Below are 12,521 nucleotides of genomic sequence, written 5' to 3'. Positions count from 1 at the left end.
GCTGAATCAGCACGCTTGGCGAGTGAGATAAAGCGTATTCCCTTGATTTTTTGAGCTCAAACGAATAGTTAAGGCAGATAGGTGAACTGAGCTCATGTGAAAACGCCATGCAAAACCGGGTTTCCCTCAAAGCCATTCAGGCATTCGAAGCAGCCGCGAGACTGTCGTCATTCGCACTCGCGGCGGAGGAGCTGTTCGTTACCCCCTCGGCTGTCAGCCACCAGATCAAGCTGCTCGAAGAGCAATTTGGTGTGCGCCTGTTCCACCGCGTTCACCGCGCGGTGGTATTGACCGATGCCGGCCGTGTGTATGCGGAAGAGGTCTCGGCGGCCTTTGCCAGGATCGACATCGCCACCCGTGAGCTGGGGCGCACCGCAAAAAGCGACATCCTCACCGTGCACTCCACACCCAGTTTCGCCACGCAGTGGCTGATGCCGCGCCTGGCCCGTTTCAGCGCGTTGGAACCGGACATCGACGTGCGGCTGAATGCTTCGTATCCCGCACCTGCAGACCTGCTGACCCAGGGCGTGGACATCGATATCCGCTATGGCATGAAACGGCTGCAACCCGCCGGCACCATGGTGCTGCCCTTCCCTGCAGAAACCATCGTGCCGCTCTGTGCGCCATCACTTGCGAACGGCGCACACGCAATCCGCGCGCCGGAAGATCTGCGTCATCACACTTTGATTCACAGCGAAGTGTGCCTGATCAGCTGGCGCGACTGGATGCGCCAACACCGCAAGGTCCCTCTGGACATCTCTCGTGGGCCACGTTTCGATCGCTCGTTCATGGCGATCAGTGCTGCGGTGGATGGTCAGGGAATTTGCCTGGAAAGCCTGCTGCTGGTGCAGCGAGAACTCGATAGCGGGCGCCTGGTCGCCCCTCTCGGCATGACGGGCCCCAAGGTCCAGGGTTATACGTTCAACCTTCTGAGATCGCGAGCGGAGCTTCCCAAGATCCGCAGTTTCCAGGACTGGCTCTTCAGCGAACTGGAAGGTCGTCCCCAGCCAAATCGTCACGCCTGAGCAAGCGGATAAACGCTACTCGCCTTGGCTCCGGCCGCCTGTGCCTGGCTCAGCCGGCGGCCGGCATCGTCTGGACAAAAAACTCTGAATAACTGAGACGCACGCAGTCTAAATCCTCATTCCCCGCCTGCATCTCTCCAGACCGTTAGCCGAGCGACACCGATGAAGACCTCGCGAATCATTACCACCGAAACGCATGACACCCAGCGAGAGAAGCAGGCGGAGTTGATGATTTTCGGCACGCCGAAGGAGCGCCTCGATTTCTATCGGCGGGAAATTCAGTACGAAACCAGCCTGCTGGCGGGGCGCACCAATTCCTATCTGACGGCGCAGTCGTTTCTGGTGATCGCCTATGCATCGTCCATGGCCAACCTGAACGAAAACTGGGGAGCGGTATTCACCTTGGTGGTTCCGGCGCTGTTCACGCTGCTGGGTATCATCAGCTCACTGCACGCCTGGCCGGGAATCAGGGCCTCCGCGACGATCATCGAGCACTGGCACTACAAGCAGGAACAGTTGCTGCGCAGCGATCCCGAATTCGGCCATGCCTACGACGACTCACCGTTGTTCAGCGAGAAGGAGGCCAGCCGGGAGAGCACCTACAAGTCGCTGCTGTTCTTCCTGCGCTCGCCCTGGCTGTTCATCGTTTTCTGGAGCGTGCTGGGCGTGTTTTCGATCTGGTTGCAGTTGCCATCGGCGAATCTGTGAACCGCCGCAAACGAGCCTGATGGCAGCCACCACCCGCCAATCAAGTCGAACTTCTGCTTCTTGCACCTTTCAATCCTGATACATGCCGCGTTCACCAACGCGACCACTCACCGCGCCGTGCGGCGCATCAGCGGAGGTATCGATCATGAGTTCGAATCTGCAAGGCAAGAAGGTGCTGTTCATCACCGCCAACACGGGCATCGAGCGCGACGAGTTGCTCAAGCCGATGCAGGCACTGAAGGATCAGGGCGCGAGCGTCACCCATGCCAGCGTCAAGGGCGGCGAGGCCGAGACGTGGCTGAAGGACAGCGAGAAGGACGTCAGCGTGCAGTCCGACACTCAGCTCAAGGGGCTGAGCGCTGCGGACTACGAGCTGCTGGTGATTCCTGGCGGCACGGTGAATGCCGATACCCTGCGCCAGGACGAAGACGCGCAGCGCCTGGTGCAGGAGTTTCGTGATGCCGGCAAGACGGTCGCGGCGATCTGCCACGGCCCCTGGCTGCTGATCGATGCAGGCGTGGTGCCGGGCAAGGTGATGACGTCCTACTCCAGCGTGCGCCTGGATCTGGCCAACGCCGGTGCGAGCTGGGTAGACGCCGAGGTGCAAGTGTGTCCGGGGCAGAACTGGACGTTGATCACCTCACGCAACCCGGACGACATTCCCGCCTTCAATGATGCGATCAGCCAGGCGTTGCGGGCTGCTTGAGCGAGATTTCCATCAGTGCTGCTCGATGCGATTTCGCCCACCGCGCTTGGCGCAGTAAAGGGCGATATCGCTGCGTGACAGGGCCGCCTCGACGCTGGCATCGCCAGCATTGAGCGAGGAGATGCCAACGCTGACGGCCAGGTAGATCTGCTCTCCCGCGTGTTGGATGGGCGTACTTGCCAGCTCATTCTGGATGCGCGCGGCGAAGTGCATGGCCTTGTCCAGGCTCGCCTCGCTGAGTACCACGGCGAACTCCTCGCCGCCCAGGCGCCCGGCGGTGTCGGTCCTGCGCAGCTGGCTGCTGAGGATTGCGGCGAAGTGGCGCAGAGCCTGATCGCCAACGTTATGGCCCCAGCGGTCATTGATGGCCTTGAAGTAATCGAGGTCGAACATCAGGATCGCCGCGCTCTGCTCCGGGCTGCGCTGCAGACGTGCCAGCTCGGCTTCGAGCCGATGCATGAAGTGCCGGCGGTTGGCGAGCTGAGTGAGGAAGTCGGTGGTGGCGAATGCCTGCAGCTCGGCCTCGATCTGTTTGCGCTCGGTCACGTCGGTCATGAAACCGTGCCAGATCACGCTGCCGTCTTCTTCGCGGCGCGGGCGGGCTTCCCCCTGGCACCAGGCAATCTCGCGCCCCGGTACCTGAACACGAAACGCCAGATGCCAGGGCGTCAGTTCCTCGGCAGAGAGCTCGAACGAGTCGATGAAGGCCATGCGGTCGTCCGGGTGAACGATGGCTGCCAGCGCCTGTGCATCCTGCATCAGGTGCGCCGCACTCAGGCCACAGATGGCTTGCGCGCCAGCACTGACATAGGTGAAGGCCAACTCGCCATCGGCTCGCCGACGGAACTGGAAGACCATGCCGGGAATTTCGTTGGTCAGGTCGGTCATCAGGGCCGCCGCCTGCTGCACCTGTTCCGATAGTCGGCGCATGGCGGTGATGTCGGTGGTGGTGCCAACCATGCGCAGCGGCTTGCCGTGTATGTCGCGCTCGACCACCTTGCCACGGCTACACACCCATTTGTACTGGCCATCGCGGCAGCGCAGGCGATGCTCGACTTCATAGGCCGCGGTGCGCTGGTCCAGATGCGCCTGAATGGTGGCGCGCACATAATCGAGATCGGCCGGATGCACGCGGGTGTAGCTCTCTTCAATGCGATTGCCGATTTCGTGCTCGGCGTAACCGAGCAGCGCCTTCCAGCTGCTTGAGTAATGAATCTCACCGGTGACCACGTTACGGTCCCAGATACCGGTGCCACTGCCGGCGATGGCCAGCGCCATGCGCCGTTCGCTACCCTGCAGGGCGGCAATTTCATGACGTTGCCGGGCATCATCCGCCTCACGCGCCAACAGGTCGTGAGCGAGGTTGGCAAAATCCTGTAGCGCTTCGTGTGCTTCGGCATCGAGCTCACGCGGCTGCTCGCACAGCAAATACAAGGTACCGAGCGCCTCACCCTCGTACGTCGGCAGCGGCCAGGCCAGCGTAGTGGCGCAGGCATCGTCGATCTTCGTCAATTGTACATCGCTCAGCTCGTGGCTGGCCCAGATGTGCCGTGAACCTGCACTGCCAGAAATCAGTACGGCGACCGCACCGAAGTGCCGGCCAAGCAGGCGTACCAACCCATCGAGCCGCTCATCATTGGCGCTGCCAGGCGCGGTGACCGAACACAGGGACTGCATAGTGATTCTGCCTGGATGGAAACGCGAAAGACGCCTGATATTGATACGCCATTAGCAGGCTGTCGTCTAATCGTTCATGCCGCTGCAACCCACGTTGATAGGCCATTGCGCCGGCTGTTGCACAGCCAACCGCTCTAGCTAGAACTTCTCGCCGTCATCAAGCAACCATCAACGGCTGGTCGAGCACAAGAAAATTGTTATGATATAACATCTTTACCAGCACCTTTCCGCGATGCCCCGATACAACACAGCAACTCGCGCGCTCTGGAGCACCAGCTGCGAGACAACGCAACGACCTCCCAACACTTAGAAAACGCAACGCTAGGACCCCTCATGAAAGCCACTTCGGCCTCCCTCGCCGTCATGACCGCACTGGTCACATCTCAGATCCATGCAGCCTCGCCCGGCAACTCCACCGTCTCGCTCGGCTCGCTCTACGTCACCCCAGACGCCACGGGCACACTGCGCACCGACAGCATCCTGACGTCGGTCGACATCATGGGCAGCGACAAGATCGAGGACAAAACCGTGATGAACAGTTGGGAACTGGTGGGCCAAATGCCCGGCATTCAGCTGACCGAGACGCGCATGGGCGCCGAATCGGGCAAGGTGACCTTCCGCGCCTTCAATGGCGAGGGTTACATCAATGGCATCAAGACGCTGATCGACGGCGTGCCGAGCAACGTCAACAGCGGCAACCAACGCTTCATCGACATGGTCTTCCCGCTGGATCTGGACTACATCGAAGTGGTGCGCGGCACCAACGATCCGCGCTACGGCCTGCACAACATCGGCGGCAACATCAACTTCGTCACCCGCCAGGGCGGCAACTACACCGATGGCCGCCTGACCTACGGCAGCTTCAACACCCGCGAATTCCAGCTGGCGGTGGGCCACGAGGAAGGCAATTTCGCGCAGAACTACTTCCTGGCCAAGCAGGACTCCGACGGCTTCCGTGACCACAGCGACTCCAACAAATACTCACTGGGCGGCAAGTGGTTCGTCACCGATGACGAGCAGACCATGAAGCTCGGCGTGGTCGCCCGCCTCTATCATCACGAAGCCGAGGAACCGGGCTTTCTCACCGCACGGCAACTGGCCGCCAGCCGCACGCAGTCGCCGGCGAAGAACGCCAACGACGGCGACGACCGCGACATGAAGCACCTCAGCGGGCATGCCGATTTCCAGCTCAGCGACGACCTGAGCCTGAGCAACAAGCTGTACTACAACAGCTACGACGATGACCGCACCGTGACCTTCACCGACTACCCGGTCGGCAACGCCCCACGCCAGCGCCGCCAGTGGCAGGAACGGCAGACCGGCGTGCTGAGCAACCTGACCTGGCGCGCCCACGAGATGCTCACCCTCGATGGTGGCGTCAACTACGAGCAGCAGAACAACGAATACCGCCGCTATCGCTACAACTTCGGCATCCCCACCGACTTCGACGCGCCGCCGGCACGTACGCAGAACGACGACAGCTACACGCTGTACAACACCGGCGCCTACGCTCAGGCGATCATTCAGCCCATCGAAAAACTGAAGATCATCCCGGCCTACCGGGTGGACAAGTTTTCCGGCAACACCGAGTTGATGAGCGGTGAGAAAGCCAAGCTGCAGGACTACGGCTGGATCGAGCAACCCAAGCTCAGCGTGGTGTACAGCATCACCCCGGACACGAACGTATATGCCAACTGGGGCCGTACCTTCCAGATTCTCACCGGTTCGGAAGGCCCGGCATACGTGACCACCGGCCAGGCTGCGTACAAGCCCTCGATCAACACCGGCAAGGAAGTGGGCGTGAAGTTCAAGCCCTTCGCCGGCTCCGAGGCGCGTATCGCCGTATGGCAGCAGGACGCCACCGACGAGGTGTCCAACATGCCCGCGACCGGTACCACGGTCGGCCTCGGCGAAACCCGCCGCCGCGGTGTCGACATGCAGATTACCGCGCAACTCAACCCGCAATGGACGGTATGGGGCTCGCACGCCATCCAGCAAGCCAAGGTACGCAGCGCCTTCACCGACGGTGGTCGCTCCCTGGCAGGTAACGAAGTGATCTCCACCCCGCGCTACATCAGCAATGCCGGCGTCGATTACCAGTTAAACGACGCCTGGCGATTCGGCCTGCAAGCCCGCGCCCAGGGCGACTACTACATCGACACGCTCAACGAACAGGGCAAGTACGGCGGCTTCGCGGTGCTTGATGCCAACGTACGCTATCAGGTCTCCGCAACGACCAGCCTCGACCTGCAGCTGAAGAACCTGACCGATCGCGAGTATGAGTACGTGTGGTTCGACAACTTCTTCTGGGGCGGTGACGACCAGCCGATGTTCTCCCCAGCACCGGGCCGCTCGGCCTATCTGTCGGTGAACATGAAGCTATAGCAACACGCACCAGCAGCTCGAATGAAAAGGCCAGGGAACCCTGGCCTTTTCTATTTGCTGATCAGAAGTACTTCAGCCAGCGAATGTCGCGACGCTGCGCCTTGAGCCTCGCGAACCATTGCGTTGGCGGGAACAGCAACACGGCCAGCACCACTGTCGCGGCCCAGACCCAGACCATCGAGGCGAAGCCGAAATAATGCCCCTGGTTTGCGCCCCAGATGGCGAACGCGGCGATGTAGAGCAGCTTCAGCACATACAGGTGCAACAGATAGAAGAACATCGGCGCACTGCCGAACACCGCCAGCGTGCACACCATTCGCCCCTCATTGCGGCGCTCGAAAGCAGCCAGCAATAGCAGGCCGACGCCCAGCGTCAGCGCCAGGAACAACAGCGACGGCGGATATTTGGTGATGTTGAGCAGGCTCATCAGTGTCTGCAGCCCGCTCGCCCCGACCGTCCAGGGTTTCTCGCCATAGCCGTTGACCAGGCGCAGTACCACGAACAACGCCAGCGCGCCGAGCCCGGACAGCTGCAGCCATTGCAGACGCTGCCGAGGGTCGCGCGAGCTGCGGAACCAGGGGCCGATCACGTAGCCCAGCGCAATCACACCGATCCACGGCAGCACCGGGTAGGAAGTACGCAGGCGCAGCGAGTCGGAAAATTCGAGCCAGCCACGATCATGCAGCACCGCCCAGGGTATGTGCATGGCCGACTCCACACCGAAGTGCAGCCCGTCGAGCAGGTTGTGCCCAGCCACCAGCGTCAGGCCCAGCACGGCCAGCCAGGCACGCGGCAGCCATAGCAGCAGCGACAGCGCCAGCATGCTCAGGCCAATGGCCCAGATCACCTGCAGGTAGATCACCGTGGGCGGGAACTGGAAGGTCCAGGCGAAGTTGACCAGGGTGAATTCCAGCAGCACGAGAAACAGCCCGCGCTTGAACAGAAAGGCGCTGGTGGCCGCGCGGCTCATCTGCTTTTCCCCGTAGAGAAAGGCCGAAAGCCCGGTGAGCAGGATGAACACCGGCGCGCACAGATGCGCCAGGGTGCGGCTGAAGAACAGCGCCGGCTCCGTGGCCGTCACGTCCATGGGGTCGCCGACCTGCTGATGCAGGTAGAAGGTTTCGCGAACGTGATCGAGCAGCATGAAGAGAATGACCAAGCCGCGCAGGGCATCGATCGAAAGCAGACGATTGGAGGGCATGTAAGGCTTCGAGAGGGAGGTTATTGAAACGTAATACTATAACCAAAAACACACATGACCGTGCGCCTGCCACATGGATTCATAGCGACCGCCAGCGCAAAACCGAGCTGAACGAAGCCAGCCAAACAAAGTCGGAAAAGCACAACACTCGCCACGAAGGCCCCACTCATGCTGCCCAACCGCGTTGTTCTGTCCGCTCTCGTCATGGCTGTGCTCTGCCCGCTTGCCAATGCGCAGGACGCCTTGCGCATCCAGAGCCTGCAGCGCTGTGGCGATCTGCTTGCCGGCGAGAAGCAGGAATGGTGCCTGCAGGTACGCGGCCTTGGCGAAGCGCTACCCAAACTGCGGCTCGGCGAGGACACCCTGCTCGCCGCGGCGGTGCAACGCAGCGGCGACACCCTGCGCCTGCAGCTCAACAGCAACGAACACCGGAGCGCGCCACTGTGGCTGGAAGACGGCGCGCGCGCGAGCAACCCGGTATGGCTGTCCCTGCATCGCAGCCATGTGCTCGCGGCCGGCCCGGATGAAGTGGCGAAGAACATGGACGGCCTGACCACCTACGTCGATCTGGTCAGCCTGCTGATCGAGGAAAGCCACGACGGCCTCGATGAGGCCAGGCGCTTGGCGAAGAAATACGACGCCAAAGTGGTCGGTGCCATCCCGCCCTTGAACGTCTATCAACTGCGCCTGCCGGTGAAAGATCTTACCGAGCGCGATGCGCTGGTACTGCGCATCGGCAACGAAACCAGCGTCGACGCGGTGGTCGTGGAGGAAAGCGCGCCCGAACGTGGCGAAGAGAGCGAAGCCGCACGCAAGCCGGCGCGCAAACCGGAGAAGAACTCCGAGGAATGGGCAGCCAATCGCTTCATGGATGCGGTGAACTACTACCAACGGCGCATTCCCGCGGGAGACTCGCCGATCGAGGCCGAGCGGATCCGTGTGGGCGTGATCGAACGCAACGTCGACTTCGACGCACCTGATTTTGCCGACTATCTGGGCGCCTGCCCGGATGGCAAGCCGCGTACCTGCGTGTATGCGCGCGATGCCGACAAGCCGGACAATCACGGCAGCACCGTGGCCGGCATTCTGGCAGCGCACTGGGACAAGGGTGGCAACACCGGTTTCCTGCGCGGGATGGACAAGGCCAGTAACGGCTTCGACGTCATCGTCGAGCGCAATTCGGATGCTGGCATCACGGCCAATATCGCCGCGTCGGTCAATCTGGTGGAAGACGGCGTGCGCGTCCTCAACTGGAGTTGGGGTATTCACCGCGTCGGTACGCGCAACGTCGAAGGTGACGAGATCGACTCGCTGGTGCGTTCGGGCATCGCCATGAGTGGCTACGAAGAGTTGCTGGAGGAATTCTTCCTGTGGCTGCGCGAAGAACACCCGGACGTGCTGGTGATCAACTCCGCCGGCAACGGTTCCTCCTACTCAGGCAGAGACGAGTACCGTCTGCCCTCCTCCTTCATCACCGAACAACTGCTGGTAGTCGGTGGGCACCAGCGCAGCAAGAAGGACGAAGTTGAAATCGATGACCCGAGCTACGTGGTCAAACGTAACTCGTCGAACGTCGACATGCGCGTCGACATCACCGCGGCCGCCTGTGCCCAGGCCTCGACCCATGAAGTCGACGTCACCGGCGACGTGCATTGCGGCACCTCCTACGCCACGCCGCTGGTGACCGGCGTGGTCGCGGCGATGCTATCGATCAACCCGGATCTGCAACCGGAACAGGTGCGCATGCTGCTAAGGCGTAGCGCCATGACCATCGGCGGCGAGTACGATTTCGAACCGATGGACGCCGAAGACCTGACCGCGCCCATCCTGCCATCCGAGCGCAACTACGAACTGAGCGACAAGGACGTTGGCCGCTCGGCACGACTGGATATGCAGAAGGCGCTGGACCTGGCGGTGCAGAGCCGTGACCGGGTGCGTTGACGCGCCCGATGATCACTCGCCGGAAACGCGCTCGTACAACTCGACCGGCTCGACCTTGCCCTGGGCGCCACACGCGCTGCGCCCCAGGCCGAGGTGGCGAAAACCGGCCTTGAACAGCACGCGCCCGGACTGCGGATTGCGAGCCAGATGGCTGGCGTGCAGACGGCGCAAGCGTAGCTGGCGGAAGGCGAAATCAACCAGCGCATTGCAGGCCTCGCTGGCGTAGCCACGACTCCAGTAAGGTACGCCGATCCAGTAGCCCACCTCGGCCTCGCCACGGCCGATATCCTTCAGCGCAATGCTGCCGACCAACAGGCCGCTGCCGGACTCGGTGATGATGAAGTTGGCCGCAGCGCCACTGGCCCACTCCTGCACGCAGCGCTCGATCCACCGCTGCGCCAGTTCGGGCGGATAGGGGTGGGGAATGCTGCTGGTGACATCGGCGATACGAAAATCGCCGGCCAGGCGCTGCACTTCGTCGGCATCCTGCGGCTGCGGCGGGCGTAGCGTCAGGCGTTCGGTTTCGATGCGATGCTCATCCATTTGCGTCTCCTGTCAAAGCCGTGGCGTGCACTGCGCACTGGTGTTTCTCCTGAGTCAGGTTGGAGAAGGCCCGATGGGATAGAACTCCCCGCAGCTCCATACCCCTAGCCAGGGTTCTCCGTCGATCTCACGTTCCACCGCCAGCTCTACCAACTGGTAGAACACGTTGCGATGGATCAGCGCCTCGAGGTTACGCCGCACCAGAATGTAGGGCGAGGGTTCGAATGTCACAGGGTCGATCTCCACGCGAATCGGGTGCTCACTGCCAGCCACCACTTCGTCTTCGACGTTGGTAGTGAAACGCAGCACCTGCGCCTCCCCCTCGCCTTCGACCTGCAGGGTCACGGCAACGAAGGGCGCATCCTCGACCTGAATACCGACTTTCTCCACCGGCGTGATCAGGAAGTAGTCGTCGCCATCGCGGCGAATGATGGTGGAAAACAGCCGCACCATGGGTTTGCGGCCGATGGGCGTGCCCTGGTAATACCAGGTGCCATCACGGGCGATACGCATGTCGATATCGCCGCAGAAGTCAGGGTTCCACAGGTGCACGGGTGGCAAGCCCTTGCCTTCGCCCTTGGGGATCTGCGCCAGCAGGTCGCCGGCCTTGCCTGGATCGCTCATGGTCTTTCCTCGTCCAGTTCGATTCGAACGGACGAGGATACACCCGATCCAGGCGCGGCGATCGCGCTTACGGCATCTTCAGATGCTGACGGAAGTCAGGCCAAGCGACTATCACTGGGGAATCGGCAGCTCCATGGCCTGCATGTCCAGGCGCAGGCCGTCATCGGCTTCCTTCAGCGCCAACGGCAAGGTGAAGTTGGGGAAGGCAAGCGCCAGCACCGCACCTTCATTCAGACTCGCCCGAACGACTTCCGGCAAAGGTTCGGAGAGCGTGACGCAACCGTCCTGGCCGACCACTCCTTCGATGGCAAGACGTTCAGGCTCCTCCAGCGAACGGTAGACCTGCAACTGCCATGAGGTATTGATACCGAGATTGTAGAAACTGCCATACGGCTGGTTCAGATCCAGGCCACAGGCCTGCAGGTACAACGGCTTGTCCGGCAAGGTTCTGGCCTGCTCACGCTGCTTCTGCAGAAAACGTCCCCACTCCAGGCGGGCCATGACCGAGCGCGAGCGAGAACCATCGCCGCCCTGCAACGCAATCAGCCGACTTACGCCTTCTTCGAGCACGGCCAGATCCGTCTCGGCTCGAAGCAGTTCCGCCAGGCGTTCCATGGCCGGCCGGTTAGCCGCCTGCAGCCCCAGCAAAGCCGCTTGCTCGTAGTGATACGCCTCTGCCTTCCGATCTGCAGCTGGCAGTCCTGAACCGTTGCCGGCCATACGCGCCAGGTGATAGTGCGCCGCCGCGACCTGCCGCTGCGCGCCCTGCTGCAGAGCCTGGCGTGCGCCGTTGAAATCCTGTTCCTCCAGCAGCAGCACACCGTAGTTGGTCCATGCCTGCTCGCTATCGCGGGCCATGCCCTTCTCCAGCCATTGCACGGCCTTGGCCCGTAAGCGGGCGCTGTCGTCTTCTGTCGAAGATCCAAGAAAATTGTTACGCAGCGCCAGGTAGGCCTGCAGATAATTGCGCGCAGCCTCCTTCAGCGAATCGATGTGCGAGTCCTGTTCATAAGCCTGAGCAAAGTAGTCCCCCGCCTGCTCCGCTGTTTTGATCGCGCCATAACCCTGGATCTGATAATCGAGATCGGACGGGCTGTAAGCCCTGCCGAGATTGATCAGCGTCGGCATCTGCAGGCCGCGTTGCAGGGCCTCCTCGAACAGGGGGATCGCATCGCGGGGCCGTTCCTCGCTCATCAGTATGGAGCCGAGATTGTGGCTGGCTCGCGCCGAACCGGCGGCGCGGGCCTTCTCGTAATAGCTCCTGGCACGCGAGTCGTCTTCCTCCACTCCCTGCCCAAGGTGATAGGCCTTGCCGAGCAAGAACAAGGCCTGCGCATCACCTGTGGCTGCAGCGCTCTCGGCCTTCGGCAGGAACTCGCCATAGCGCTGCTCATTGAACAGTGCTTCCAGATCGTCGGCATGGGCCGCCTGCGTCAGGCACAGGCCCAGGGTCAAGGCAAAAAACAGTCGTGACATGGCATCGGTCTCGATGAAATGAGGGAATACGCGAACCGAATGTCAGACATGACGCACCGACCACATAGGGTCAGGCGGGGATTGCAGCAAAGGAAAAGTCAGCCAGCTACAGGCATACCTTCCATGCCAATTGCGAGTCGTCCCTGACATTGATGCCGGGCATGATACCCGTATTTTTCACGGCGAAAGCCACGAAGAGGAAGGTCTCTCCAGAGAGCCTCATTGATGACCAGGG

At 61.7% G+C, this 12,521-nt stretch carries 10 protein-coding genes; 5 read left to right on the top strand and 5 right to left on the bottom strand.

What is annotated here, in order from left to right; genetic code table 11:
• Positions 1-107 precede the first annotated feature (107 nt).
• The 3 genes from gcvA to EL191_RS08625 all read left to right on the top strand — a co-directional run bounded on the left by gcvA (position 108) and on the right by EL191_RS08625 (position 2,439).
• The gene (gcvA, locus tag EL191_RS08635) at positions 108-1,025 is read left to right on the top strand and encodes a transcriptional regulator GcvA (RefSeq protein WP_013714837.1); all 918 of its coding nucleotides are present in this window, start codon (positions 108-110) and stop codon (positions 1,023-1,025) included.
• A gap of 162 nt (positions 1,026-1,187) precedes the next feature.
• Positions 1,188-1,733 (top strand): hypothetical protein, encoded by a 546-nt coding sequence (locus EL191_RS08630; RefSeq protein WP_013714836.1) that lies wholly within the window; start codon positions 1,188-1,190, stop codon positions 1,731-1,733.
• 145 nt (positions 1,734-1,878) lie between these two features.
• Complete coding sequence (locus tag EL191_RS08625) at positions 1,879-2,439, top strand: type 1 glutamine amidotransferase domain-containing protein (RefSeq protein WP_013714835.1); 561 nt, start codon at positions 1,879-1,881, stop codon at positions 2,437-2,439.
• A gap of 12 nt (positions 2,440-2,451) precedes the next feature.
• Here EL191_RS08625 and EL191_RS08620 read toward each other — a convergent pair whose 3' ends face one another.
• The gene (locus tag EL191_RS08620; protein ID WP_041978070.1) at positions 2,452-4,116 is read right to left on the bottom strand and encodes a sensor domain-containing diguanylate cyclase; all 1,665 of its coding nucleotides are present in this window, start codon (positions 4,114-4,116) and stop codon (positions 2,452-2,454) included.
• Positions 4,117-4,449: 333 nt separating this feature from the next.
• Between EL191_RS08620 and EL191_RS08615 the strand changes: the two genes are divergently transcribed.
• Positions 4,450-6,501: a TonB-dependent receptor gene (locus tag EL191_RS08615; RefSeq protein WP_041978068.1), complete on the top strand. Its 2,052-nt coding sequence runs from the start codon at positions 4,450-4,452 to the stop codon at positions 6,499-6,501.
• Between the two features lie 61 nt (positions 6,502-6,562).
• On the opposite strand, the gene EL191_RS08610 is transcribed toward EL191_RS08615, so the two are convergent.
• Entirely contained in the window at positions 6,563-7,702 is a 1,140-nt protein-coding gene (locus tag EL191_RS08610; RefSeq protein ID WP_041978066.1) for a DUF1624 domain-containing protein, read from the bottom strand.
• Between the two features lie 168 nt (positions 7,703-7,870).
• Between EL191_RS08610 and EL191_RS08605 the strand changes: the two genes are divergently transcribed.
• Positions 7,871-9,643 (top strand): S8/S53 family peptidase, encoded by a 1,773-nt coding sequence (locus tag EL191_RS08605; RefSeq protein ID WP_041978064.1) that lies wholly within the window; start codon positions 7,871-7,873, stop codon positions 9,641-9,643.
• 12 nt (positions 9,644-9,655) lie between these two features.
• Here the strand turns inward: EL191_RS08605 and EL191_RS08600 are convergent, their stop codons facing one another.
• From EL191_RS08600 to EL191_RS08590, 3 genes are all read right to left on the bottom strand, one after another.
• A complete protein-coding gene (locus EL191_RS08600; protein WP_041978062.1) occupies positions 9,656-10,186 on the bottom strand; it encodes a GNAT family N-acetyltransferase in 531 nt (176 codons plus the stop codon).
• A 54-nt stretch (positions 10,187-10,240) separates the two neighbouring features.
• Entirely contained in the window at positions 10,241-10,810 is a 570-nt protein-coding gene (locus EL191_RS08595) for a DUF1285 domain-containing protein (protein ID WP_041978060.1), read from the bottom strand.
• A 111-nt stretch (positions 10,811-10,921) separates the two neighbouring features.
• Complete coding sequence (locus tag EL191_RS08590) at positions 10,922-12,286, bottom strand: tetratricopeptide repeat protein (RefSeq protein ID WP_052435030.1); 1,365 nt, start codon at positions 12,284-12,286, stop codon at positions 10,922-10,924.
• Between the last annotated feature and the right edge of the window lie 235 nt (positions 12,287-12,521).

Source organism: Pseudomonas mendocina (assembly GCF_900636545.1).
Taxonomy (GTDB): Bacteria; Pseudomonadota; Gammaproteobacteria; order Pseudomonadales; family Pseudomonadaceae; genus Aquipseudomonas; species Aquipseudomonas mendocina.
The sequence above is the reverse complement of the archived record's forward strand: the minus strand, read 5'-3'. Positions and strand labels throughout refer to the sequence as shown.